This window comes from Paenibacillus cineris, from assembly GCF_018333335.1.
GTDB lineage: Bacteria > Bacillota > Bacilli > Paenibacillales > Paenibacillaceae > Paenibacillus_AQ > Paenibacillus_AQ favisporus.
In genome coordinates, this window is sequence record NZ_BORU01000001.1 from 3,281,103 (window position 1) to 3,307,853 (window position 26,751).

Annotated in this window: 24 protein-coding genes; 1 reads left to right on the plus strand and 23 read right to left on the minus strand. The window is 50.7% G+C overall.

What is annotated here, in order from left to right; all coding sequences use genetic code 11:
* Positions 1-86 precede the first annotated feature (86 nt).
* The 3 genes from ric to KI379_RS15265 form a co-directional block, all read right to left on the minus strand.
* Positions 87-788, minus strand: a complete 702-nt coding sequence (ric, locus tag KI379_RS15255) for an iron-sulfur cluster repair di-iron protein (RefSeq protein WP_212984089.1) — start codon at positions 786-788, stop codon at positions 87-89.
* A gap of 218 nt (positions 789-1,006) precedes the next feature.
* Positions 1,007-1,660 (minus strand): glycosyltransferase, encoded by a 654-nt coding sequence (locus KI379_RS15260; protein WP_212984090.1) that lies wholly within the window; start codon positions 1,658-1,660, stop codon positions 1,007-1,009.
* 118 nt (positions 1,661-1,778) lie between these two features.
* Positions 1,779-2,573: an SDR family oxidoreductase gene (locus tag KI379_RS15265; RefSeq protein ID WP_212984091.1), complete on the minus strand. Its 795-nt coding sequence runs from the start codon at positions 2,571-2,573 to the stop codon at positions 1,779-1,781.
* Between the two features lie 169 nt (positions 2,574-2,742).
* Between KI379_RS15265 and KI379_RS15270 the strand changes: the two genes are divergently transcribed.
* On the plus strand, positions 2,743-3,618 hold the full coding sequence (locus KI379_RS15270; RefSeq protein ID WP_212984092.1) for a LysR family transcriptional regulator: 876 nt from the start codon (positions 2,743-2,745) through the stop codon (positions 3,616-3,618).
* Between the two features lie 64 nt (positions 3,619-3,682).
* Here the strand turns inward: KI379_RS15270 and KI379_RS15275 are convergent, their stop codons facing one another.
* From KI379_RS15275 to KI379_RS15370, 20 genes are all read right to left on the minus strand, one after another.
* Positions 3,683-4,012, minus strand: coding sequence for a putative quinol monooxygenase (locus KI379_RS15275; RefSeq protein ID WP_212984093.1), 330 nt, complete (start codon positions 4,010-4,012; stop codon positions 3,683-3,685).
* A 39-nt stretch (positions 4,013-4,051) separates the two neighbouring features.
* Positions 4,052-4,933, minus strand: coding sequence for an oxidoreductase (locus KI379_RS15280; protein ID WP_212984094.1), 882 nt, complete (start codon positions 4,931-4,933; stop codon positions 4,052-4,054).
* 505 nt (positions 4,934-5,438) lie between these two features.
* Positions 5,439-6,002 carry a TetR/AcrR family transcriptional regulator gene (locus tag KI379_RS15285; protein WP_076169224.1) on the minus strand — a complete coding sequence of 188 codons (564 nt, stop codon included), beginning with the start codon at positions 6,000-6,002 and terminating at the stop codon, positions 5,439-5,441.
* Between the two features lie 213 nt (positions 6,003-6,215).
* Positions 6,216-7,127, minus strand: a complete 912-nt coding sequence (locus KI379_RS15290) for an SDR family oxidoreductase (protein WP_212984095.1) — start codon at positions 7,125-7,127, stop codon at positions 6,216-6,218.
* A gap of 210 nt (positions 7,128-7,337) precedes the next feature.
* On the minus strand, positions 7,338-7,835 hold the full coding sequence (locus KI379_RS15295) for a DinB family protein (protein ID WP_076164524.1): 498 nt from the start codon (positions 7,833-7,835) through the stop codon (positions 7,338-7,340).
* Positions 7,836-7,944: 109 nt separating this feature from the next.
* Complete coding sequence (locus KI379_RS15300) at positions 7,945-8,925, minus strand: DUF6528 family protein (protein WP_212984096.1); 981 nt, start codon at positions 8,923-8,925, stop codon at positions 7,945-7,947.
* Between the two features lie 13 nt (positions 8,926-8,938).
* On the minus strand, positions 8,939-9,739 hold the full coding sequence (locus tag KI379_RS15305) for a sugar phosphate isomerase/epimerase family protein (RefSeq protein WP_212968100.1): 801 nt from the start codon (positions 9,737-9,739) through the stop codon (positions 8,939-8,941).
* Positions 9,736-12,165, minus strand: a complete 2,430-nt coding sequence (locus tag KI379_RS15310) for a family 78 glycoside hydrolase catalytic domain (RefSeq protein ID WP_212984097.1) — start codon at positions 12,163-12,165, stop codon at positions 9,736-9,738. Before KI379_RS15310 ends, KI379_RS15305 begins: the two co-directional genes overlap by 4 nt.
* 5 nt (positions 12,166-12,170) lie before the next feature.
* Positions 12,171-14,834 carry a glycosyl hydrolase gene (locus KI379_RS15315; protein ID WP_212984098.1) on the minus strand — a complete coding sequence of 888 codons (2,664 nt, stop codon included), beginning with the start codon at positions 14,832-14,834 and terminating at the stop codon, positions 12,171-12,173.
* Between the two features lie 7 nt (positions 14,835-14,841).
* A complete protein-coding gene (locus KI379_RS15320) occupies positions 14,842-15,726 on the minus strand; it encodes a carbohydrate ABC transporter permease (protein WP_076164514.1) in 885 nt (294 codons plus the stop codon).
* A gap of 16 nt (positions 15,727-15,742) precedes the next feature.
* On the minus strand, positions 15,743-16,639 hold the full coding sequence (locus KI379_RS15325) for an ABC transporter permease (RefSeq protein ID WP_076164511.1): 897 nt from the start codon (positions 16,637-16,639) through the stop codon (positions 15,743-15,745).
* Positions 16,640-16,662: 23 nt separating this feature from the next.
* Positions 16,663-18,327: an extracellular solute-binding protein gene (locus KI379_RS15330; protein WP_076164508.1), complete on the minus strand. Its 1,665-nt coding sequence runs from the start codon at positions 18,325-18,327 to the stop codon at positions 16,663-16,665.
* 212 nt (positions 18,328-18,539) lie between these two features.
* The gene (locus tag KI379_RS15335) at positions 18,540-20,225 is read right to left on the minus strand and encodes a response regulator (protein WP_212984099.1); all 1,686 of its coding nucleotides are present in this window, start codon (positions 20,223-20,225) and stop codon (positions 18,540-18,542) included.
* Positions 20,222-21,976 (minus strand): sensor histidine kinase, encoded by a 1,755-nt coding sequence (locus KI379_RS15340; RefSeq protein ID WP_212984100.1) that lies wholly within the window; start codon positions 21,974-21,976, stop codon positions 20,222-20,224. Before KI379_RS15340 ends, KI379_RS15335 begins: the two co-directional genes overlap by 4 nt.
* 334 nt (positions 21,977-22,310) lie before the next feature.
* Positions 22,311-22,637, minus strand: a complete 327-nt coding sequence (locus tag KI379_RS15345; RefSeq protein ID WP_076164501.1) for an AzlD domain-containing protein — start codon at positions 22,635-22,637, stop codon at positions 22,311-22,313.
* Positions 22,628-23,359: an AzlC family ABC transporter permease gene (locus KI379_RS15350; RefSeq protein WP_212984101.1), complete on the minus strand. Its 732-nt coding sequence runs from the start codon at positions 23,357-23,359 to the stop codon at positions 22,628-22,630. The genes KI379_RS15345 and KI379_RS15350 overlap by 10 nt, the downstream gene beginning before the upstream one ends.
* 305 nt (positions 23,360-23,664) lie before the next feature.
* Positions 23,665-24,081: a RidA family protein gene (locus KI379_RS15355; protein WP_089547709.1), complete on the minus strand. Its 417-nt coding sequence runs from the start codon at positions 24,079-24,081 to the stop codon at positions 23,665-23,667.
* 74 nt (positions 24,082-24,155) lie between these two features.
* The gene (locus tag KI379_RS15360) at positions 24,156-25,127 is read right to left on the minus strand and encodes a helix-turn-helix transcriptional regulator (RefSeq protein WP_076164495.1); all 972 of its coding nucleotides are present in this window, start codon (positions 25,125-25,127) and stop codon (positions 24,156-24,158) included.
* Positions 25,128-25,293: 166 nt separating this feature from the next.
* Positions 25,294-25,590, minus strand: a complete 297-nt coding sequence (locus tag KI379_RS15365) for a putative quinol monooxygenase (protein ID WP_212984102.1) — start codon at positions 25,588-25,590, stop codon at positions 25,294-25,296.
* Between the two features lie 209 nt (positions 25,591-25,799).
* The gene (locus KI379_RS15370; protein ID WP_244879304.1) at positions 25,800-26,684 is read right to left on the minus strand and encodes a DUF1963 domain-containing protein; all 885 of its coding nucleotides are present in this window, start codon (positions 26,682-26,684) and stop codon (positions 25,800-25,802) included.
* Positions 26,685-26,751: the final 67 nt, after the last annotated feature.

The following is a 26,751-nucleotide window of genomic DNA, read 5'->3' on the forward strand; positions in this document are numbered from 1 at the left end:
CGAAAACCTTAAAGATCTTCCCCCCCACAAAAAAAGCCCCTCTTCACCTTGTGAAGAAAGGGGCTTCTAAACCACCGTTATCCGGATCAGCTGCACCGCTCGCGAATCCGCTCGAACAGCACGTTATTTTCCAAGTGGATGTGCTCGAAGGTGTCCTTTTCCAGCAGTCCAAGCCGCTGGTAGACAAGCCGATACGTGCCGCAGGCATCTGCCGGGAGGGCGAAATCGCCGGTCACTTCCCGCAGCTCCTTCAGCAGATTTCCGGCCTGCTCATGCTCCTCCTCCAGCCCGGACAGCAGCGGCCGAAGTTCCTCCAAATGCTGCGGATTCGGATTCGCCATAGATTTCAGGATCTGCGGAAATACGTTGTGATCTTCGTCCTCCGTATGCTCCTGCAGTTCACTTTTCAAATCCGCGAATAATTTCTGCACCCGCAGCAGCTCCGGATGACGTTCTCCATGGACGCGGGCCAGCTTTGTCACATAAGGCGTTAACGCGGGAAGTTCTTCGCGCAAAAAAGCGTGATGCTTGTTCTGAATGTATTCGATCAGCTCCGGTTCCGCCAGATCTCCAGGCCGGCTGTCCTGATACTCCGCCATTTTCGTCTCCAGTGTCCGGATTTGATCCAGAACCGCGCTGGAATCGAGCTTCCGTTTGGTCGCTGCTTCATCCAGAGGGATTTTGCCTCCGCAGCAAAAATCGATGCGCAATGCGCGGAACAGATCGGCTGACTGCGGTACGGCTGTGACGATGTCGGCAACGTGCGTTTGAAGCGTTAATTGACTCATTGAAAGGACCTCCTATTGTGGATTCATTCCCATATCGTGATGCAGAACTCATTTACAGCCCCAGTATAAGGAATCTTCGAAGCCTGCCTTGTGATTCCAGTCATACCAAAAGCAAACGAAATGTGAAAACATCCACGGCAGAAAAAAAAAGCTTCCCACACCCTCCCGAACGGAGGATATGAAAAGCTAAATTGATTTGCATCGCCTGTTTAGGTTGTTTAAAATTTCTCGGGAAACTGTTTAACAATGCCTTCTGTCAGGATGTCCGCCAAATGAATCATATGGATCTCGTTTTTGTCGGTTGCCGCGATATCCGCTTTCCAGTCTCCCTTGAGGCAGTCAAGGACGATTTCCGTGATCAGCTGAAGGTGCGTGTACAGCATATCCTGCAGCTCTTTAAACGACCAATTCGGATTCGCAGCGCTTAAAAATTTGGCGATATCGTCGGCGTTACGATGCCAATCCGCTTCTAGCTTTTGCACATCCGCCTGGTTACCCGCTTTGGCGGCGGCGACAATTTTTCCTGCAATGAGAATATGTTCTCTTAGAATCTCAGCCAGCTTATTACCGGCAGCTTCCCCGTAATAGGGTTTGATCACATTTCCGATGTCCTGCTGGTTCCGCAGGAGCCGGTCCAATACGTCCTGCTGATCCGGACGGTTCGATATGGCGCTGACAATATAACTTCTCGTCCAGATGGTATGGTCGATCCAAGCTTTCTGCATATCGGTTTTCAGCTGCACCATTTTAGGGCTGATACAAACCGGATTCTTCTTCCCATCCCCCATGGCTTGTGCAGGTGCTGCGATCTGAATCACGCTGAAAATAAGCGTCAAGGTTATAAGTAAAGCCTTAAGCCGTTTGTTTTTCACTGTTATCTGCTCCTCTATACGTTTGGAATATATCAGGCTGTCTTAATATGGATAAAAAATACCCGATTTTATACAGAGGAGCAGCTTCATTTCTGATTGCTTCGTTGATTCCTTCTAATTAGACGGTAGGGACCGTTCCTCCATCAATGACATATTCAGCGCCCGTAATTGAGGCGGCACGTTCTGACGCCAGAAAAGCGACAAGTTCGCCAACCTCTTCCGGTAATCCAGGTCGTCCAACGGGAATTCCTCCCAATGCATCCATGACCGATTGGAGTGCGCTTTCGAAGCTGCCTGTTACCTGTGCGATATTCTCCATCATCGCGTCTGCTGCAGTCGTTTGAATAAAGCCGGGAGCAACGCGGTTTACACGAATGCCTTGTGGAGAGAATTCTTTTGAAAGGCTTTTGCTGTAGTTGCTTAGTGCCGCCTTTGCAGCTGCATAAGGAATTGTAGATTCAACCAGGGGCAATACCCGCTGGATGGATGAGATATGGATGATGACTCCCTTCCTTTTTTCGAGCATCAACGGGAGCAGTCCCCGATCCAAGCGTACAGCAGCCAAAAGATTCAAGTTTAGTGCTTCGAGCCAATGTTCGTCACTTGCCGCAAGAAAACCACCCGGAGGTGTGCTGCTCCCCCCGACGTTATTGACGACGATATCGATCGTGCCGAACCGCTCTTTAACGGCTTCGACGACCTTTGCCGTTCCTTCCATTGAGGATATATCAGCTTCCACGAACCGTTCCGGATCAGCAAGGTCCGCCGACACAGAACGCGCTGTTGTCATTACCTCAGCACCAGCCGATGCAAATCTTTTTGCGATAGCTTCCCCCATCCCTTTTGTACCGCCGGTTACCAGCACTTTTTTGCCTTGATATTCCGTCATTGGATTTGCATAAGTTACAGCCATGTTGTTTCCTCCTGAGCATAAATGATTGGGTTGGTTAGAAATCAAGAACGCCGCTTGGTACAGTGAACGTCCCCTGAGAACAACCTTATTGTAAGCTTGACGGACCTCAGCGTCTAATTTATAGTTTTCATTAAATTTATGAATAAAATTTATATAAGCGGGTGCCAAGATGGAGCTGACACAACTCGAATACTTTTTAACCGTTGCCCGGCTGCAGCATATGACGATGGCTTCGAAGGCATTGAATATTACTCAACCAGCCTTAAGCCACGCGATTGCCAAGCTGGAGACCGAACTGGGAGTTCCCCTTTTCGAGCGAAACGGCCGGAATGTCGAATTAAATCGCTATGGAAAAATGTTCGGCAGATGGGTTGAGACGGCCTTGAACAACATCCAAAACGGCATACAGGAAATTGAGGAGTGGTCCAATCCCGAAACGGGTGTGATTCACATCTCCTATTTGAATATTTTGGGCGTGGATTTGGTCCCTTCTATGGTTCGGGATTACCAGGTTCAATATCCCCAGGTCCGTTTTGAACTGTACCAAGGAGATCACGGGGATATCGATGAGTATTTGGATAAGGGTACGGCGGACATGATGATCACTTCGAGGGAAACGACGCTGGACAATCATGAGTGGATTGTGATCCGCAAATTACCGCTGTTTATCGTTGTTTCCGCAGATCACCCCTTTGCAAGCCGCTCCAGCCTAAGCTTGTTTGAATTATCCGGTGAGCCTTTTGTGGGACTCAAGAAAAATTGCGGCCTTAAGGCGACCATCACCTCCCGTTTTCAGCATACAAATTTTGAACTGGCCTCCACTTATGACGCCGAAGATTTGATTACCGTGGCCGGTTTTATTAAAGCGGGTCTGGGCGTGTCGGTGCTGCCGCAAACATTAGGGCTTATGTTAGACGGTCTGGTATGGATCCCTATTCAGGAGGAAGGCTGGGATTGGGAAGTCGGACTGAAGTGGCGAAAAGACCGCTATTTATCGCCAGCTGCCAAGAGGTTTATTGAGTATATGGATACAGCATCCAAGTGAAGGACGTTGTTGATGGATCAGAAAAAAGATACCGCGATGTGCACGGTATCTTTTTTATCGTCTTTTATTCGCCGGCTGCTTCAAATGTCGTGACAATGTCGTACATCCCCGGCTCAAACTTCGCTATTTTCAAAGCTTCTTGCAGATACGGAAGCGGCCTAGGGTCATTTCGCATGGCTTGATAATCCTCTGCGCTTCTCCATTGGGAATACATCGTAACCTTCGTTCCATCCGTACCTCGATGGAGAATACATGTTATAAATCCTGGGGCGTGTCGGACGGAAACATTCGTTGCGTCGGTCAGCAGTTTGATCAGCCGTTCCTGATTTGCCGGATCAACGGTAAATACATTGATCAGTGTCAGAACCTGGTTATTCCATGATATTTGAGTCAAGATGTCAACTCCCTGTTGTTATAAGTGGATTCGCTTATATCATGACTCCGGAAGCGCTTGAATCATGCGCGAAACCTCCGGATCCAATTCTTTTGCCCGGTAGTCCGTGGACAGGCTAAGTTTCTCCCAACGCTTAGTTTCTTCCAATTTGCCCTTATCTACCGCGTTCGCAATCGCAACGGCATCGCTTCCGAGCAGTAAGCGGAGCGGCGGGTTATCTTCATTAACAATAGAAATGATCGCTTGCGCAGCTTTATCCGGATCACCGTTCTCCCTGCCGGTAGTCTCCCGGGCATGCTTCAAATGGTTACCGACCGTCTCCTTATAATCGTCGATAGGCTCGATATGCTTCATTGATGAACCTGCCCAATCGGTACGAAAACCGCCCGGTTCGATCAGCGTAACCTTTACACCAAGGGGGCCAACTTCTTTGGAAAGCACCTCAGAGAAGCCCTCTACCGCCCATTTTGCCGTTTGGTATGGTCCTAGACCGGGCGCGCCGATGCGGCCGCCGATCGAGGAGAACTGGACAATATGTCCGTGACCCTGCTCTCTCAGGTGCGGCAGCGCTGCTTTCGTTACGTTAATAACACCCCACAGGTTCGTTTCCAATTGAGCCCGGAAGTCATCCATCGGAGTTTGTTCAATCGAAGAGATATTGCCGTATCCCGCATTATTCACAAGTACATCCAAACGCCCAAACGTTTCGAAGGCGGCTTGCACGGCAGCCTCAGCCTGCTCGAACCGGGTTACATCCAGCTGAGCGATGTGGACTTGGCTGCCATATCGTGCTGCAAGATCGGCGATTTGTTCTGTATTGCGGGCTGTTGCCACCAACTGATCTCCTTTTGCCAGTACCGCTTCCGCAAGACTGCGTCCAAATCCCCGGGAACTGCCTGTAATCAGCCAAACTTTACTCATATCAAAAATGCCTCCTCAACATAGCTTTGGAATGTTTGTTCCAAAGCAAATATAACTCAGACATTTTCGTAAGTCAAGAGTTTTTGGAATATACATTCCATTCGAACAAGTTTGACTCTATTTACAATCCGAAGGTTAGATCACTGAAATTGTTCTGTAAACATGATGAACGGTAAGTTCTTAAAGTGTGGAAGGCTGGATCATTCCCCTGTTTTATTGTATTACAATCCACATAGTAGATAAGGAAAATAAGAAATATGGAATATCAATTCCAATCAAGTGTTTTGGTTTCAAAGTACTGATATTGCCCAGATTGGAATATACATTCCGATTCTCAGCACTTTGTGTTCGCCGGAAACGACACGGTAAAGTCCCCAAAAAGAGCCGATGTGGATAACAGATGAGGGCAGCTGAAGTTATATTTGATAAGAAATTCATGAATCGGAGGAGTCAAGACAACATAAAAACAGCCTTTTAAGGACCGCAGCGTCCAAAAAGGCTGTTTCTACACGAGTATAGCTTTCCATGAGGCTTCCAGCACTTGCTGAACCTGGACCTCGTCTAATGGATATTTCTGAATATAGTACCCTTTCACGATGGAAGAAATGATCCCATGGATGAGCTGATGGCATAAATGGGGGTCCATCTCTTTCATGATTCCCTGCTTCTGACCCTCAACGATCAAAGAAATGACCACGTCACTCGAATGGAGGGCATCGCCCATGTTCCGCAGCTCCGGCGAAATATACGGGGAGAAGGAAAAGCTGTCGATAAACAGAAACTCTTTGGGTGAATCGATACCGAACTTCAACCTGTTCAGCTGCAAGCATTTAAATCGTTCATACAGACTGGCATCCGGGTTATAACCGCGAAGGAGGTACTCCCCCATATGTGTCCGCGCTTCTTTGTAAACCGCATTCACCAACTCTTCTTTATTGGCAAAATAGTTATATACCGTGCCGGAACCTACGTTGGCTTTCTTAAATATTTTGGAAAAGGTTACCGACTGCAGCCCCTCTTCATGGATCAAATCCAGCGTGGCCGCCATTATGTCCTGCTTCTTGCTCATGTATTCCACCTCTTGAAACAACATTAGTACGGGCTTGAGGGAGATGTCAAGTTCACACCACCTAATAACGATGTTGTGCAGCATGACATGATTGCCGAGAAGAGTCAAGATGTATGTCGCATATCCGAGATTCCTCATATTGTTAAACGCACAAAAAGCCGCAGTTTATGCGGCTCTTAAAGTGTGCTTTTCTTGACATCAAACTAGCAGCGACTAACGATATCCAGAGGCATCTGCTGGTTTGCCTGCCTCCTGAACTTCTACAAGGTACCGCCAGCAGTCTGGCTGCGAACCGTCGAGGTCCGTGAAACCATAGACTTTTGCGAGCTGACCGCTTGACAAGGACTTCCCATTCCACCGGGCAGCTTCCGGATCGCCAGCTAATGCTGCAACCGCACGGCCTACATAACGCGGAGATTCCGATATGATGAAATGGGGTTCCTTTTCGGCAGCATCACGCCAGTTTTCTTCCTTCACACCGAAATGATCCAGCATGATTTCAGAACGCATCCAACCCGGCGTCATGGCCACCGCGGAACACTGATAGGGTGCGAGTTCATGCGCAAGTGATTGTGCCATACGAATGACTGAGTTCTTGACTAAATCATAGAACATCGATATGCGGTAATTTTTATAATTGTACTCAGCGGTACCATCCGTCATTTCGACCACCAGTCCGTTCTTATTTCTGATCAACAACGGCAGTGCAAAATGGCTTGTAATCAAATGCGTGTCGATGCCAAGGCGAAGCATACGAAATCCACGTTCAAGGGAGTGGTCCCATACAGGCACATTCCAGTCTGCCAAATTTTCAGCGCCCCATACGTCATTGACCAGAACATCCAATCTTCCCTGTTCTTTTTCAATACGGGCGATAAGGGCCTGGACCTGTTCAGGCTGGAGATGATCGACTTGAACGGCTATTCCTTGTCCTCCCGCAGCAGTTACCAGTTCTGCCGTTTCCTCAATCGTTTCAGGACGGTTGTATTCGGATCGTTGTTGGCGCGTCGTTCTTCCTGTGACGTATACGGTTGCCCCCGCTGCCCCTAATTCGACAGCAATGCCTCTGCCGGCGCCTCGTGTTGCTCCAGCGACCAAAGCAACTTTTCCACGTAGTGGTTTCATATGACGAATCACTCTCCTATCGTTGATCTAACGTTCAATGTCCATGATATATCCCAATTACGTCAAACCTTGTCGTATATAAAAGAAGAATTTCGCATGAGACGAACTACATTGTCGCCAGGAAGACATCATAACATTCGGCCAAAAAAACAGCCGCAGCGTACGGCGATTCACGCCGAAGCTCTGCGACTGCAATCTTAGTCTTCTATATTAATTGCCATTTTCGTCGGCCGAAGGACCATAGAGGCCTGGTACCGGAATATCGAGAAGCCGCAAATATACCCCGAGCTGCGCCCGGTGATGGATCATATGGCTTAATCCGAAAGTACGGAGAGCGTTGGCACGAGGTTGGCGAAGGATGATATGGTCGCCGTTACGCAAGGTCCACTCCTCGCCAAGTGCTTGTTCGTCACATTCGTCTAACAGCTGTTCCAGCTTGACGACGTTTGCATCAAATTCATCCAGGATGTCCTGACGGCTTGTCAGAGCTTCCCGCCGAAGCGGCACGGTCGATAAATCCAATTCCGGGCTAAGAAAAATCGCGACCTGCCAGTTCAGCAGGTTGATCAGGTGCGTGGTCAGTCCGCCAAGCGTCATCGATTTCTCATGCGGCTTCCATGTCATATGCTCCTCGGGCAGGCGCTCCAGGATGCGGCGCGTAATGGCCAACTCATGCTTTGCATCACCGATAATCAATTGTTTTACCATGAATTCCCTCTCCTTTCTTATAAGACAAGCATACTATAACACCCAGTAAGAGGAAAGGTGAGAGTAAAAAGCGGGAAAGAGCTCTTGGCTCCTCCCCGCAAATTCGTTTTTATTGATAATCCGAATTCCAAATCCGGGCTTTATAGAAGGCTCCGCCTGTAACGAGACGCTGATCTGCCGGCTGGTACAAGTCAACCGCATCCGTGGTCCAAGTATACTTAGTTCCTTCCTTCTGGTTGGTCATCACAACTTGCCCGGAAGGCTGGTTGCCTACACTTTTCACCCAATGGTGATTGATCTCAGCGGCCCCCGGATAATCTTCAGACCAGGAATCCGTGGATTTGCTATACTGATACACCTGCGTATTAGAGGTCACCCACAACTTGTCGGTATCTCCATAGACCGCAAAGAGGTCGTGGCCCCAATTGGTGGGCAGCCGCTTTCTGTGAACCTCTTCCAGAATAGGCGCTTCCGGTGTTCCTTTCACTTTCAAGGCAATTAAGTCGTAGTCGCCGACAGCCCACAGTACGTCTTGAGCCGGATCCCACAGCACGCCGTGCGCACCAGGCAGCGAAAATTCGGTATACGTTGAAGAATCGGCTCCCTGCGATGCCGTATAGACCCGTACCCAACCGCCGGCACTCGCTGCAACCGCTACGTTGCCGTCCGGCAGCAGCTCGGCTGCATGCGGGTTGCCGCCTACGATGACGCCCCATGCTCTGCTGTTGCCGGAAGGATACGGAACAAGCGCTGCAAGCCCTCTGGAGTCGGTCACGACCATAAATTTGCCCCCCGTTGTACCTTCCCGCAGCTTCACGTCGGATGGCAGCCCCCAGCCTTGCAGCAGTCCGCCAAAACCGTTTTTATCCGTGGGCGCCCAAGACCATTTCAGTGCGTTGGACTGGTTCCAGTCTTCCTTCTCGGGATCGTAAACACGAATTTCCTCCGAACCCTGATCCGTCACGGCAATCCAATAATCCTTGTGCAGACCGGGATCGGCTGAAGCATGATGATTCACCATCGTGAACGTTACAGCGGTCATCATCAGAAGCAGCAGACGGGACCTAATGCTGAATTTTCGAATACTCATGTTTATAACCTCCTCATGGGTTAGAACTTGCGTCAAGGATATGGTGCCAATTGACCGTGATGGCCTCCGGATCCGGGTTTCTGACTTCATGCATCATGGGTCCCCGGTAGCCTGCTGCAGCAAAAGCATTAAGGATTTCATTCCATTCCAGGTTACCTGTTCCCGGCATCCAATGCTTTTCGTCCGTTCCGTCATTATCCGAAATATGCGTCGTCACAATCCGGTCGCCCAGCTTCTCAATGAACTGCTGCGGTTTTTCCTTAAACAAATGATTGACGTCACAGCATACGCCGAGCTCCGGATTCTCTTCGGTCAAATACTCCATTTCATCCGCCGAATGCCCGAGACAAGTGCGCGGGAGGCACTCCGCCGCCAGACGAAGCCCGCTAGCGGCCGCTTCTTGAGCAAGCAGAGCGAGCGTTTGTTTGGAAGTTTTTAAACGGAGCGCTCTTTCTTCCGGTGGAACCGGCTCCCAGCTAGGGTGGTATACCAGCGTTCCGATCCCCCAGTCCGCAGCATAACGGAACAGATGCCGGACTTTGGCGACGACTTGTTCCAGGGTGTCCTGATCCAGACTGGACGGGTCCCACGCCGTGCCGAAAGGAATGTGCAACGACCAGACGTCGATTCCAAGACGCCGGGCAGCGGCTACCACCTCATCACACTTCATTTTGACTTCCGGATCGAAAATATCCAGCGGCTGCCACGTCAGTTCGATGCACTGGATCCCAGATTCGGCCGCTTGTTTCAAATCGATCGGGTTGGCCAGGCTGAACGAGGTGCCCAGCTTCCAATTTCCCGGTTTGCGGTTCATGCATTTCCCTCCCGATCCAAACTCGTTTCAGAATTTCCAGCAGCGGGGCATGACAGACGAAAAGCTCCACCCTGCGGCATACAGCAGCTGCTGCCATCTGGCATAGCAACGAGAAGCGGCGTACCTTCCGGCGATTCGCCGGAAATATGAATGGCGCCGTCATCGATGAACCAATTCACTCGAACCATTCCTTTTGGGGTTATCGCTTGCCCCCGCATATCCTGCAGCGACAAGCAATGGGGTTCGATCCGGATCGTTTCCCAGCCGGGTGCTCCGGGCTTCACCCCCAGCAAACAGCGGGTGAATTCATACAGAGGCAGGGCGCCCCAGCCATGACAGTCACTGCGCTGCATGAAGGGGTCCTCGGGCCAGGTGGTCAGGTTCAGTTCCAACAGGTCCCGCCACGGCTTCCACATCTGCTCCGTCTCTTCGTATAGTCCTACCTTCTCTATCGCCCTGAATAAATAAAAAGACATCGCATATGAGCACTGCAGCAGATCATCCCGATCCATCATCCGCCGAATTAACTGCCGTCCCTGCTCTCCGGAAGCGAGGCCGGTCAGGACGGCCCAGATTTGGGCGTGTTGGCTGTACTGTTCGCATTCGGGACCTTCACGGTACAATCCTGAAGATTCCGACCAACATAACCGCTGCAAAGCCTGGAGCACATGCCCGGCCCGCGCCTCATATTCGTCTGCAACCTCAAAGCGATTCCCGAGTCGGCTTAATCTTGCCGCGGACTGAAGCGCATAGACATACAGGAGATTATGGATCGTAGAAGGACCGGTAAGTGTCGCCGTCGGCGCGCCGTGCAGTTCATCCCATGCTTCGACCCAATCGATAAATTCCCAGTAGCCTAACCGGTGTACGAGTCCCTGCGGCCCGAGCTTACGGTCGTACCAGTCCAGAACCGAGTCGATCGTAGCCCGGTAACGCACGGCAACCGACGGATCACCGGTTTGCCAGTAATAATCTTCAACCATGAAAATCCAATGGAGCGAAAAGGCAGGAATGACCTGCGACTCCATGCATGGATACCGCGCTTGGAGAATCCCCTCCGGCAGAAGTGAAGCGTGGTAATCGTCGATCGCCCGCAGGGCTAAGCGGGTGTCCCCGCTGACGGCATAGGTGAAAAGAATTTGCAGCCGGGTATCCATGGCATACTGTAATTGCTCGTAATAAGGGCAATCTTCATAGGTTTCATGCATGCATCGCTGCAGTGTTCTGACGCTTACGTCCCATAATGGACGAATCCAGGCGGTGGAGGACACAGCCGATGATTGGACATTCAACGGATATCCCGTTTCCCGGATCTCCGGGGAGTCAATGACCAATGGCTCGTCACAGGTCTCCACCTCAATTTGCATGAAGCGGAAGGTCCGGAACCAGAACGGCTCGTAAGTCTCCCTCTCCCCAGACGGAAGATATACGTCCTGCTGCCCGATCAGATCATACCGCTTTGCATCGTCCCGCTTGCCCTTTAGCGGGAAGCCGCCTTCCCGGTGCTTGGAAAAGCTTTCAGCATACAACAGTGTAACCCGGCTGCCCTGCCCGCCTGATAAGGGAAGGATGATATAACCTGTCATAAGCTCGCCTGCGTCAAGAACCACCTTCCGCTTCGAATGCGGGGGGATGACAGCCGGTTGCGGCTCCGCTGCGCCTTCAATGAACGAAAACTGCTCACGGTTTCCTTTCTTTACATCAACTTCACTCCTGAACCGGCGACTCGTCTCATAGAGGAGCGGGATGGGACGCTCCATCAGCGGAAACGGCGGAATGATGCCGTAAGGTCTGCCGTCCGCCTTCCATCTTCGGATCGGAATATGCCATTTCCCGTTCTCCGTACTCCCCGGAAGGTTCCAGTGATGAGGCAGCCGCGCGCCAGCGACCCGCTCCATTCCCCCCATAAAATGGGTGGGCCCATACGCTTCCCAGGAAACCGCGTCATCCAAGCAGACCAGCCATTCGTCCCCAGGCTTACCTGTTGCAAGATCCGCCAATATTTCCCCGTCTTCCGCAACGCAGCGTCCGCTGGCGATCAGGCAAGGGCCTGCTGCGTTGGACGTTACGCTGAAGGGTCCTCCCCAGCCTGGCGGCTGTGCTTCATACGGGCTGTATGCCACCACTTTTACGGCAAGGACGTTGTCGCCTGCAGTCAGGTATGAGCTTACGTTAATCGTTTCGTAGTAATGACGCCAGCGATCCCCCTTGCAAGGACCTGAAAGAACGGCTTGCCCGTTGATCCATAAGCGGAAGCGGCTATGGGCGCTGATTGACAGCACAAGCGTGGCGGGTTTGACCAGTGAAAACGAACGGCGGAAATAGGCAACCTCGTTGCGTGCAGCGTTATGTTTATTTACGTGATCTGCATCCGAGCCCCGGGCAGATAACCACCAAGCGTCCGTAAGTTTACTGACGATATCCATTGCGTTCACTTCCAATCGATATGATGGAATTCCAGCCGAACCGGCCCGAGAAGCCCGCCATCCTCCGGGACCGAGAACTGTTCACGGCGCTCTTTCCAATCCGGGCCCGCGTCCTCGAGTACTTCCGCCTTGCTCATGCGGTTCGATACGACATTGGTTACACATACCTTAAACCGATTCAAGCCGGGGGCCAGCCATGGCATCACATCAAAGCGATATGGCGGAACAAAGCTGAATCCGGCTGATGTGCCGTTCACCTCCACCTCCGCAATTTCCTCCACCTGACCGAGATCCAGAATAACCCGGTTCAAAGCCTCCAGCTCGGACGGCGCTATATCCATGGTCCAGGTATATGCAAGTGTACCGGAATAAGAAGGATCCAAGCGGAGCCACGGCGGTAACCCGCTCCTCGCTTCTCCCTGCCAGTTAAAGTGAATCTGCCCGCTGTCTATATCGATGACGCCGTGTTGCTGCCGGCTGCGGGTATAGGCCGCCGGAACGGGACCCTGCACTTCTTCCTGGACGTCGAGAACAGACGGAATCAGAATCAGCGAACGGTAAGGCGGAATCCGCAGGTGAAATTCCCGCTCATTAGCTGTGTCTGGTGAAATCCGTGACCGCAGATGCCATCGTTCGCCAGTCAATGGCTCCCAGGCATGCAGGGCGTTTACATCCGGTATCCCTGGCAGGCGGATCCATCCGTCAACAACGGTTTCTACATCTTCATTGCTGACCATCCATAGAGATTGGTCCTCCCTTATCCGGTGAAGGATGCGCAGGTTCTCCCGGCCGCTTCCTTCAAAAGAGAGCTGCGCGGATATACCGCTGTGGCGAAGCAATTCCGGCAAATCGGACGGGTCGCCTGCCAGATGCATGCCCGGCCCTGACAGAAACGGTGACAGCGGCATTGCTTCCTGCTTACGTTTCAACACCCCAATCGGTTGACGATTTACAAACACCACGGGAACGCCCGACTGAACCACCTCATGAAGCTTATGAAGCAGCATTTCCGTTACGACCTCCGTCCCGGGAACAACGACCGCTGCGTAGCTCTCGCTACGTATCTCCAGCCGGCCTCCGGCGATTCGGGACAGCAGCAGCTCATCCTGTGGTACGAGATCGTAGTCGTATTGATTCTCCTGGAGCACCTGCTGGACATCCTCGATCGGGGTCGATTCGCCGGCATGGCCGAGAGCCCCTGGATATAGAAGCAGCAGCGATGCGACATGCTTGCCTTCGCGAAAAAAATAAGAGAGCCGGTTCACATACTGGATATAGGCCGGAAAATAAGGCCACTGCGGATTTAGCCCCCCGTCATAGAAATAAGGCGGGCAATCCAGATCGGGCCATTTCGGGTTAAAAGCATGCAGTATAAAATGATTGATCCCCCGCACGGCCTGCCAATCGGTCAGCCACTTCATCATTCTGAGGCCCAGATGCCAGCCGTAGGCCCCAAATGTCTCCGACATGGCCAAATCGTCTTTCAGTCCATAGATATGGGCGGCGGAGCTGGCCAGCTTAGGCAGCCCCCAGTAATCCCTATTCCGGTGGCCCGGAATAATCTGGTTGCAAACGACGTCAATCCCGCCTTCATCTGCAAACCGGGAAACTTCAAAAAAGTCGCCCGGTCCCTCCGTGGTCCGCTCATGGAACATGTACCTTTCCCCATGATTCGGGCTCGCTTCGTGTTCGTACCAATGCCCGATATATTTCAGCCCATGATTGCGGCACCATTCGTGAATCAGTCGGCAGTACGTATCCGCGTATGCTTTATTCAGAAAATCATAGTAATCGTAAATGAAATATTCGCTGCCCTTGCTCTCCCCTTTCAACCATAATGCCGGCAAAAATCGTATCGGATCGTATCCTTTCGCTTCAATAAACCGTCGACGCAGCTCATAGCCCCAAGGTATTTCCTGTTCATGATTGAAATAAGCCGGTTCGTCAAAGAAAAAACCTCGGACCGGATTGCCGAAATACGCCCCGACTTCTCTTTTCGACGATTCATACACACGGTCAATGAAAGCTTGCACGGCTCCCGGGTGAAGGGGATCGATGTAGTTATCGGCCTTATCTTCGATGACAAAGCAGACGATCCACTCTCCCGAAGGGACGTCCCAGTGGATGCCGTGCACGATCCCGTGCATGTGCGGTGAATCGGGGCGGTGCAGGCGTTCGGTCAAATCAACACCCTGCTCGTAACCGATCACCCCCTCCGACATCGGGTAGGCAAAGACGCTCATCACAACGGACCGGCTCCGGTGCGTCCATGGAGGCATCAGGCTTACCCGGTTCAGCGGCCCGCGGTAGCGTATATATTGGAGGCGGATCGACGAGCGCCGAAACGCCGGGTCGAGCTTCTGGATCGTATTACCGGCCACGCCGCTCGGATACCATTTTTCATCGAACAGGTAGGCACTTACCCCGGCTTCCCGGCACCATCCCAGAATCAGCTTCAAGTCCGACCACCACTTCGGCCCCAGATAGTCCCAATGGGGTCTCGACTCCAGCGTCAGCTCTCCGATTCCCGACCCGACGGCCAAGTCGAATGTCTTCCGGAGCTCTTCAGGGCTTTCCGTCCCATGCAGCCAAAATAAGGTTCCCGTCAACTTCGGAGGCTCCAGGAAGTGATGGCTCCATGAATCAGGTACACGCATGTTCGTTGTCATTGTTTCGTCATCCTTTCACGCTGCCCATAACTATCCCTTTAATAAAGAAGCGCTGCAGGAACGGGTACACCAGAATGATCGGCAGTGCCCCTAGAAAAATCTGGGCCGTTTTCACCGTTTGCTCCGATAAATCCTGAAGCAGCGACAAATCGGTTGAAGTCAGCATCGTGAGGTCCTGGCCGACAATGATAGTTCTCAAATAGCTCTGGAGCGGGTAATTTTCCGGTGAATTCATCAAGATGAGACCGTCAAACCAGCTGTTCCAATGGCTGACAATTGTGAACAGCCCGATCGTCGCCAGCGCCGGCAATGACAGCGGCGCATAAATGCGCCAAAGCGTCGTCCAATGGCCGGCTCCGTCCATAAAGGCGGACTCCTCCAGTTCCTTGGGCAGCCCCCGGTAAAAATTCAGCAGCAGGATCACGTTAAAAACCGGAACCGCCCCCGGTAATACGAGCGCCCAAATCGAATCGAGCATCCCCAGGGACTTTATCGTCATATACCAGGGGATGAGGCCGCCGTTGAACAGCATCGTCAGGACGAGCAGCCACGCGTACATCGTTCTCCATTTGAATTTCGATTTCTCTTTTGCCAGCGGATATGCAGTCAGAATGGTGAGAAACATGCTGATGGAAACGCCAAGCACGACACGTTTCAACGTGATCCATAATGCAGTTAGAAATTCAGGCTTTTTCAATACGTATTCGTAAGCGTTCGGCGTAAATTGAACCGGCCATAATTTGACCAATCCGCCCATCGCCGCTGCACTGGAGCTAAATGATACCGAAAGCACGTGAACAAGCGGCAGCAGGCACAGGACGGAGATAGCGAGAAGAAACGTGTAATTGAAAGCCACAAACAAGGTGCGGCCGATCCCCCGTTTTTGAACCATGAAGTCCCCTCCTCCGTCAAAAGATCCGGTAACCGGCAAACCGGTAAGCCAACAGATATGATGAAGAGATCAGCACAAGGGACACCACGGATTTGAATAAGCCTACGGCCGTCGCCACGCTGTATTGTGCATCGATCAATCCGATCCGGTATACGAACGTGTCGATGATATCCCCGCTTTCATACACCTGCGGACTGTACAGATTGAACACCTGGTCGAATCCGGCATTCAGCACATTTCCCAGACTTAGCGTCGTCATCAGGACGACGACCGGCAAAATACCGGGGATCGTAATGTTCAGTGTCTGCCGCCAACGGCTTGCACCGTCGATCTCTGCCGCTTCGTACAGCGACTGATCAATTCCGGTAAGCGCTGCCAAATATACAATCGTACCGAAGCCAAAATCCTTCCACGTATCCGTGGCAACCAGCACATACGGAAACCAGTGATTGTCGCCCAGAAAATAAACCGGGTCCATTCCAAACCATCCGAGAAACTGATTGAGAATCCCCTTCAGCGACAACACATCGATCAAAACGCCTCCCAAGATGACCCATGACAAAAAGTGAGGCAAATAGATCAGTGTCTGGATCATCCGCTTGATCCTCTCTCTCGCCATCTCATTCAGAAGGAGCGCCACCGTGATCGGTACCACAAGGCCTGCGATAATTTTCATGACGGCAATAAAGATCGTGTTGAATACGATTTGGGAGATGCCGGGAAGATGATACACGTAGAGAAAGTTGTCTAAGCCGACCCAATCCGAGCCGAAAAAGCCCTTATTCGGGTAAAATTTCTGAAAAGCGATGACGATGCCTACCATCGGCCAATAGCTGAACACGGCAAGGAGGACAAGCGCCGGCAGAAGCATAAAGTGAAGCGGCAGTTCATGCCTCCATTTCTTGAATGTCATTTCATCGCCTGCCCTTCTCTGATTTACTTGACCGATTTGGCCCACTCGTTAACCTCATTTGTCATATCGGTTCCACCAAGCTTTTTCCAATCCTCGACAAATTTATCGAACGTACTGATCGGTTCGCCCATAATAATCTTGGTAAATGTCTCCAGTTCCATTTTATCCAGCGTCGCTTTCTTGTCCCCCATGCTCTTGGTCGGTGCTCCGAAAAACTCGTTCATGAGCGGCAGGTTTTCCTTTTGATATTGGTTGATGACCGCGAATGAGCTGGACTCGCCGAACACCCTCGCCTGATTCCATTGCTTGTTGTCACCGTTATTAAATTGCTTGATCTTCTCATAAGTCGTCAGTTGTTCTCCGTTCAGCTTGGATGTGTCCCCGGTTTTTAAGCTCTCAATGACAGACAGGTGTACATCCAGGTTTTTCGTTGGAGACCAGGCATTGAATGGCGCATGCTTAAATAGCTCGATGCCATCCGGGGAACTGAAGAAGTGGCTGAAATCCGCCTTCTCGCCCCAACCCTTCTCGATAAACAAGTTGACCATCTGCATGACCGCTTCGGGATTTTTGGCGCCTTTTTTGACTGCATAATACGCGAATACCGGATTTCCGACTTGCGGCCTTGCCGGATCGGAATCAACGGAGACGATTTTGTAGGCCTCCCACTCCATCTGCGGATCCAGGTCTTTACCTTTCTGGAGCGGATTGATCGGGTTCCACATCGCTCCGTAATACAGCCCGATTTTTCCTGCAACCGCATCCTCGCCCGTCTTGTTTCCGTCCTTCACGCCAAACTCCTTATCCAGCAGCCCCGCTTTGTACATTTCCTGCAGCTTCAGCAGCGTCTCCCTTGTCTCAGGAAGGATGGAACCATAGACTAAGCTGCCGGAACTATCCTTAATCCACGCTCCGGGATAAGCGTGAAAACCGTTAAAGAAGCCGCCCAGACCCATGATACCGCCGCCGACAATGCCCTTGTTGATCCCCAGTCCGAAGGTGTCGTTTTTTCCGTTTCCATCAGGATCCTGCTTGGCAAAGGCCTCTGCGATTGTATAGACGTCATCCATCGTTTTCGGCTCCGGCAGCTTCAGCTTCTTGAGCCAGTCGGTCCGTACCCAAAGGACGTTCGCTCCATCAATGGACGAGTTCGTATTCGGAATGGCCATCAGCTTACCATCAAATTTAGCGGAATCGAGCTGTGCACCATCCATAAATTGTTTGGCCAGCGGAGTTGCATACTTTTCATAAACACTCGACAAATCTTCGATCATATCGGCGTCTACCAATTGTTTGAGCTGATTTGCGTTAACCGGAATAATGTCGGGAAGATCTCCTGATGCAATCATGACGTTCATTTTCTGGGTCGCATCATCACCGCTGGTAGCGATCCATTTAAATTTCAGATTGATGCCAAGTTCGTCCTTATAGGCACGGGTCCACTCGTTATTCTCAAGGGTATCGCTGCCGGCAAACTTTACCGAAGCATCCGCGGTTCTCACCGTAGTCACTTCGATTGGCGACGTGTACTTGCTGAGCGGCCCTGCAGAAGCTGCTGTGGAAGCAGCCTTATCCGAGCCGGCATCTGGCTTGGTATCCGAAGATTCGTTTGTGGAAGACCCGCAGGCCGATACGACAATCATCGAGCTGACCGCGAGAAGCGCCAGCATAGCTTTGACTGACTTCATGAGTACCCTCCCATTTCTGTTATCGCTTTTCAGCCCTCGTGATCCACGGGTAACCACTTGCCGAGCTCTGGACAAGCGGCCTGTCGACTGGTGATTCTAGGCCTTACCCATATTATAAAGTGACGTATTTAGCCATCCCATAATAAGAATTGCACATTACTTGCTCGAATTGCACGACTTGGAGCACTGCTGCGAAACACCAGCTGCATCATTTATTTAAATCTGGTCGGCTGGTGCTTTTCTCTGAACTCCTGGGGCGTACTGCCCGTCTTCTTTTTAAAAATCCGCGTAAAATAGGCAGGGGATTCAAACCCTACTTTTTTGCAGATTTCATGCATCTTCAGATGGGATTCGACGACCAGTTCTTTTGCTTTTTTGATCCGTTCGTCGGTGATATAATCAGGCAAATTCACGCCGGTCATTTGTTTGTACAATCTCGACATATAATAGGGATTCAGATGTACAAGATCCGAGAGCGTCGTCAGGGACAAGTCGGAGTCCAGATGTTCATCCACATAGCGGTTCAACCTGGATACCACTTGATTCGTATACTCCTTTTTCTCATCATCACGCGCTTCGATCAGCCGCAGCGCCGCATGAATCAAATAATGGAATGCGTCTTTTCTGGTCGCGTGCAGCTGATAATGAGACACCCGGTCCATCTCTACTTCCTCTAGCGCCGCATGATCCACAGACCACCGGTTCAATTGAGTCAACAGATGCGAAGCGATGGCGTAGTAAATTTCGAGAAAAAAACCAACATCCTCGTAAAACGGGTCCATCATACCGGACAGTAAGGAAAGCAGCTTATACATTTCCTGCTTCTCCTCTTCGGAGACGTAGTCGTTCCCCGACCATTTTCGAATCAATTGACGTATCGTTTGCTTCTGAATTTCGCTTTCATCCACCGAAAAATCTCCCGATTGCTGGCCTTCGATCAGGATGGTCTCCTGGCCGATTCCCAGCCCGCGGCTTAGGCCTGCGCGCAGCTTCTGATATCGGGCCGGGATTTCTCTCCATTCCACCCCTTCTTTTGCAGCCGCAAGCGAAAGAGGAATCTTCAACAGCTCCAGGCTCGTCGACTGGATCATTTCCAGGGTGCCATGAACAAACCTGATCGTTCGGGACCACTCATCCTCAGGGGCTGCTGCATGAGTTGAACCCCATTCCAACAGCACTTTAGGCTGGATCAGCCAGAAAAAGCGGTTATGCTCTACATCGACGGATTGAAGCGCACAGGAAGACAGGTATTCCTTCGCAATATTATGGATGGCAAACATCATATGCGCTTTATCCGCAGCCTTTGTCATTTGAATAGGCCAGCGGTCGACCCTCCCCATCACCAGCATGACCTTCCCGTCAAGCGTAAGCGGTATGGATAGACTCTTCAGCAGCTCGGGCTTCAGCGATTTCAGCGGCTGGGTTCCTTCGCAAAATCCTTGAAGAATTTCTCTCTGCAGCGCCGGTACGGCTAGCTGAAACTGCTCCGAAGCTTTATCGAGAAATCCGGCATTCATTCGTTCGGTTTGCAGCAGCTCGATCGCCTTTCTGACGCTGCGCAGCAGCGTTTCGTCGCTTTCGGTCTTGAGAATGTAATCCATACACTGATTGCGAATGGCCGTCTGCGCGTAATTGAAATCCGGGTGCCCGGTCAAAAAGATGATTTTACAGGCCGGCCATCTCTCGTTGATATGCTCCTGCAGCTCAAGGCCGGTCATCCCGGGCATCCATATATCCGACAGCACGATGTCAAACCGGATCGCATTCAGCTTCTCCAAGGCTTCATCTCCGCCATAAGCGCGGTGCAGATCCAATTGCAGTTCTTCTTCCTCCTGCAGAAGACGATAGATTCCGTCAACGATAATGGGTTCGTCATCAACGATCAGCAAACGATTCATATTCTGTCCTCACCCTCCGAAGGAATTGTCATTTCGACCCTTAACCCGCCCAGCTTGCCTCTTGACATCCGGAGACCAAAGCGATCACCGAATTTGATTTGAATTCTTCGATGGACATTGACCAGTCCTGTCGTCTCAAGCGGGGGTTGTTCCGACCCAAGCTTGGACTGCAGCTCTCTTAAACGTTCATCCGTCAATTCGTCCCCATTATCTTCCACAGCGATCACAATGCAATTGGCGGCGTCTTCAAAGGTGATTTCGATCATGCCGTCCTTCTTTTTGTTCACTAGCCCATGGTTATACACATTTTCGACGATCGGTTGAAGAATCAGTCTTGGAACTTCCCGCTTCTTGTAAGCAGACGGCAGCTCACCCAGCTGTACGGAAATACGGTTCGAAAACCGGAACGATTGAATATCGACATACGTCTTGACAAACATCCATTCCGCCTCGAGCGTCACTTCCCCGTCGCCGTCGCGCGTGACGAATTGGAAGTATTGCCCCAAGTATTGAGCGAACGTAGTCACACCTTCGTAATCCTCGTTTTTGGCAATGCGTGAGAGCGTAAAGAAACTGTTGTATAAAAAGTGGGGGTTAATCTGCGACTGCAGCTGCCGGAACTCCGACACCTTTGCCCGGTATTTCTGCTCGTACACTTCGTGAATCAACACGCGGATATGTTCCAGCATCGCATTGAATTGAATGTAAAGGTATGAAAATTCATCCTTGAAACGGTAGGAAACTACATGGTTGAAATTCCCGTGTTCGACCGAACGAAACGCCTTCACCAATGTCCGCAATGGCTGATGTATCAATCGATAAATGATGTATGAAAAATAGGCAATGATAAAAATCGAAATGATGGAAAAAAGGCGAAACCAGAACCGGTAGGTATTCAAAGGTCCCAGTACGCTGTCCTGAGGCAAGTAGGTCAAAAGGACAGCATTCATGGTCGAGGAGTGCTCATAACTGATAAAATAGACTTTCGATCCGATTTCAATCGACTCCACCCCTTTCTTGGACCCGGAGCTGATTTTACCCGTAACCCAATCACGCAAGCCCGTTTCCGTCTCAGGACGATGCAGGCTCGAGAGGCTCCATTGGTTGCGGTCGTCGATCAGCAGGGCGCCGCCTTGAGCGTTTTCAATCATGTCACCCAGCGCCTTGACGATCTCCTTTTGATCAATTTCTATATCGACGAGATAAGAGGGTTCTTCTTCGGACAGAATGTTTTCGGGGTAAGGCATACTGATAAACAAGCGGTTTTTCCAGGCGATAAACGGCGAATACCCGCGTTGTTCCGATGTGCTCAGCACGTTGAATTCATCCTTGGGGATGATATCCACACCACTGTTGGATGAGATGGTCCGATCCAGCATCGAAATATGAATGCTTGCATTGGTGATGTAACTGCTGGATGCCTTCAGGAGCAGCATCTGCTTCTGCAGGCGCAGCATCGCCTTCGTGCGCTCGTAATCCGGCATGATCGAGGCAGCCACGCTGAGCTTACCGATATCATCGTCCGTAATATACTCTCTGCCGAGCTTGATCGTTTTACTGAAGTCCTGGTCCAGCGAAGCCAAGTAAAAATGTACTTTAGCCAGCATGGAGCTGGAGATTTCCTCCTTGACGGAGTTCTGCCCGACACGGTTCATCTGGGCGCTGACTGCATAGAGAGGAGCCACGATAAACAGAAAAGTAAGCACCAGCCTCAAATAAATGCTCAGTTTGGGACGTTTGATCAACGACATGGGCACCCCCGTTTTTCAGCTTGTCCGCCATGGACAATGATGGTAAGGATCTCAACATTCATTCTATCGCCGCAAGAATATTTAGAAAAGATAAAGAAACATCCGCCGGCTGTATACCAGCTGATGGATGTCGGAGGTTGTTTTATTGCAATCCGAGACTTGCGCCTTCATTGTAGATTGTGTTCCAGAAAATCACCATAATAATAATTCGTGTTCTGTTGTCCGATTTGGAGTTCTTTCCGGATATACGCCAAATGACCATGAAAAAGACTGCCGGTAAATGAAAATCACCGACAGTCTTATTCTTTGAGCAGTTCCGTTCCCCGTCATCCGATTACAGCACAAACCGGAGTACCATTAAGGAAAGAATGCCCACCACTACCGTTCCTAATAAGCTTCGCGTCAGGATCGCCGTCGCAAAGGTAGGGATGGCAGCCAAAATTTCAACGTAATGCTGTAAAATATGGACCTTTCCGTCTGTCGTGAACAGCTCCTGCGCGATTAATGCCGCCATAACGGCAACAGGTACGTAATTGAGCCAGCGCATGGTCCACTCAGGCAACTGCATACGGCTCAGCAACACGAGCGGAAGAACGCGCGGAAGAAGCGTGACGACCGAGGCGCCCATGATCGCCAGCAGGATGTGCCATCTTATTTCCATTTTTCCACCACCATTCCAATGGCAGCCGCCACGATGGTTGCTATAATAACGGCCACACTCCCGGATACAAAGGAGCCCGCTCCGAGCACGATCAGAACCGCGCAGACGGCTACGATGAGATCTTTCCGGATGATCTTTCTGCTGATCATCTGGAGGACAAGCAGTCCGATAAACATGGCGGTCAGTGCAAAATCAAGTCCGTATTTCTCAGGATCGGTAATCCACTTCCCGAAAAACGCTCCCGCAATGGTGGCGATGATCCAATTCAAATATGCGGTAATATTGAGGCCGTGCATCCATTTTTCACTGAGTGAGCTGCGATTCATCGCCTTATTCATGGCGACCCCGAAGGTTTCGTCTGTAAGCAGCGCGCCGACGAACATCGTCTTGAATGCGGACAGGTGGCGGAAATAAGGCGACATCGCTGCGCTGAGCAGCAGGTGGCGCAAATTGACGATGAATACCGTTAGAATGATGGCTGCCGCCGACCCATGCGCCGCAATCATGCCCGCCATAATAAATTGTGCCGAGCCGGCATAAATCAGGGTGGACATCAAGATAATTTCGAGGACGGATAAACCGGAGGTTTTGCCTACAACACCTGCGGCGAATCCAATGCTTAAGTAACCCAGCAGCGTGGGGATGCAGTCTCTGATCCCCTGCAGCAAGCTGTCTTCTTTCACTTCGATTTCTTGTTGATGATGTTGAACATTCTCTGACACGTCTTTTATCCTCTCAATTCTTTACTGTGATGTTCGTTGTTGAGCCGGAAAATAAAATAACGATACGTCTCTAAGTGTGGTCACAGCCCGGTCAATTCGTGCGTTATACCATCCTTTTTGTACATTATAACACACAATATATCGGGTGCGGTGTATTAAACTTGGATGGAGTTGAGATAATTTCAGATTCCATTCGGGCTTTCCTGCCCCTCTTCTGTTGATCCTGCAACCCAAGTAAAATCAAAAAAACCGGCCCCCCTTCGTACCCAGTACGAAATGGAACCGGAGTCTGATTGATCCGCTGCTTAATCGTTATCTTCAATGACGGCAATACCGTCGATTTCAAGGAGAACAGATGGGCGGGCAAATTCCGAAACAAATAGAACCGTGACCAGAGGAGGATGTTCTAATTCACCTGCTACCTCCAGAAAAGCTTTGTAGCCAACTCGGGGATCGCTGCCGCTGACTAAATAAATATTGAGTTTAACCAAATTGGCGAAACTTGCATGTTCAGATGCTAGAATCGTTGCGATATTATGCAGCGCCTGCTTGGTCTGTACTTCCAAATCACCGGGGCCGACGAGTTCGCCTGACGCATTAACGGCATTTTGCCCACCGATATAAATCGTCTTTGCCTTTCCGCTTACTGTAATCGCCTGACTGAATGCTTTGGATTGGAATAACCCCTCCGGGTTTTTATGCTCCATTCTGAATGTAGACATTCATCTTCCTCCTTTAAGATTCATGTTTTACATTCATTATAGGCATCTTCACTGACAGCCCCCGTCAGTGAAGCTCAATTTTCATCATCCGCATACAGTTCGGCGATTTGACTGGCCATTGCTTTGATTTGATTTTTCAACGCGATCGGCTCCAACACCCGGATGCTTGTTCCAAAGGTAAGCAGATATCTCGGAAGATATTTGTCAATCGTTGGGGTGTCGATGAGGAACCGCGCTTCGGCGTCGGTACGTTCCGTCAAATAGTGATGCATATGCCAGTGGCTGCATATCGCATCCAGACTCCTCGTATCACCTTCAATTCGGATTAACACCATCGGTCCTTCCGCTTCTCGCTCCTTGTGCGATTGTTCGCGGAAATAATCCTCTGTCGAGAAGTTCTCCGGCATGGTGAAAAAGGCTTCCGTCCGGAATACACTCTCGACCCGGTCCACACGGAAAGTCCGAATTTCGGAAGATTGGTGGCAGAATGCGATGAGATACCATTCGTTTCTGCGTAAGGTCAACCCATAGGGATCGATACTCCGCTCTTTGGCCGAATCGGAGTTTTCTTTACGGTAAGCGATGAGAAGCGTCTGTCCGTCCAAAATGGCCTGTTCCAACTGCCGGAGCATAGGAACAATACCCGGATGGGACGCGGAAGAGATTACACTGAAGCCGCTCGTCAGACGCTGCAGATCCAGCATTTGTTCTTCATTCAAACTGTGTTCGATTTTTTCCAGGGCTTGCTCGAGTTCATCCGTATACGGATACCCGACCCCCTTCGCAAACTTCGATGCGTCTACGATCGCCTTGAGTTCTACCGACCGAAAAAATAAAGGCGTTTCCCTGAAGGTCTCCAATATATAGAACCCTCCGTCATGCCCTGAATCAGCAACAATCGGAACGCCACTGGCGCTTAATGCATCGATATAGCGGTAAACCGTCCGGACGCTGATCTCCAATTGATCCGCTATTTGCGCGGCGGTCAGCTTTTTTCTGGATTTAAGCATCCAAAGGATGGACAGCATATTATCCCATTTTGCCAAGATGAGGTACTCCTTCCAAACCGTATTCTTCCAAAAGTATACCGTTGAAATGAGTGCGGAGGAAGTCTCTTTGTAAGGGATTGCCGCTGAATGACATTTTAACAGATAACAAAAAATCCCCAACCTCCACATTGGGGAGATTAGGGATTGATTCACTTCGCTTTCGTTAAGCCTGCACAGGCTCGCCCTGAAAAACTTTCAACTCCATTGGAGAAGCCAGCAGCGTTTTGGCCGTCTGTACGAATGCCTGGAAATGGCCGCTGCTGTTGTGCGCCTGAACGGCTCCAAAATCCTTCCAAATCTCCACCATTGTATAATAGTGTTCTTGCTCCACGGATTTGAACAATTCATAGCTGATATTCCCCTCTTCCGCTCTGGTAGCAGCAAGCAGGCTATCGGCTTCCTTTAAAAAGCGTTCCTCTTGCTCCGGCAAGATGTCAAGTTTGGCATGAACGATGATCATGATGTGTACTTCCTTCCTTGATGTTTTATAGTGCGTATTCAGTATTGGCTTATATTATTACTGCAATCGGGTAAGCATATCCTTTAAATTTGCCATTTCCTCATCGTTAAAATCTTTATGCGTCGACGTGCGGTGCGCAGCCTTCTGCAGGTAGGATTGGGTCATTTCTTCGGAACTTCCATGCTTTTTTCTACTCGAACCGCTGCACCCTAGCTCGAATAAAGGGAGCAGTATGTACGATCAAAATTGCCGGCCATCAAATCTTCCTTCCGGATGAAAAACTGCAGTTCGCCGGCATCCCACCAGCAAAAACCTACATCATCGTCCGAATCTAGTGCCAACAGCAACAGGGTATCCCTGATTTCCTGCTTCGCCCGATCCGAATCACCGTTCAGGTGCCGGGTGATCTGCTTCAGCGCCTCCGTTTCGGAATAGTTGTATTTTTCGCCGGTCAACAGCTTCAGTGCCGCTTCGTATTCGCAATCGCCATGCTGAGTTCCGGGATAGCCGAACATCGTCGCCAGGTCAATAGAGCTGTATCCGGTCAGCTCGAAGCAAAGCTCCTCGTAATGCTCGTAATCATGCTCATCGTCTTCCACCTGTTCGTAATCCACATAACCGTAATTAGGCGGCTCCAGAGTGGACCTTGCCGACACCTGATAACCCGTAAATGCATCTTCGAGTGCCGTCACTTCCGGTGCATGCCGCCGCTGCGCTGCTTGAAGCTGCTCCTCCTGCAAATAGAGCACTTTATGCTCAATGTCATAGGCCGGTTCATCGATTCCAATGAAAAAATAAAGCGCGCCGTTTGCCGGAAGTCGGGAAGCTTCGTCATAACCCATCAGCTCACGCAGCCTAAGCTGGGCAAGGAACGTCATGGGAGTTCCCTTTGAATCCACAGGCCATTCCACATCAGCCGGGAGATCCGGATCACCACCGATCCTGGAACATCCGGCTGCCTTGTAATCTTCTACCCTACTTTTGCTCAAACGAATGCCTTGGCGAACGGTCTCCATTAGATAATCCAATGCATGCCCGAATTGCTGTTCATGGATGACCCGCTTTAGTTTATTTTCGTTGTTCTCACTTAACACCGATTGCCACCTCCCCATTGCTGTGATGTGATTTGAATACCTTATAATCAAGCCGTCGTTTGTTTAT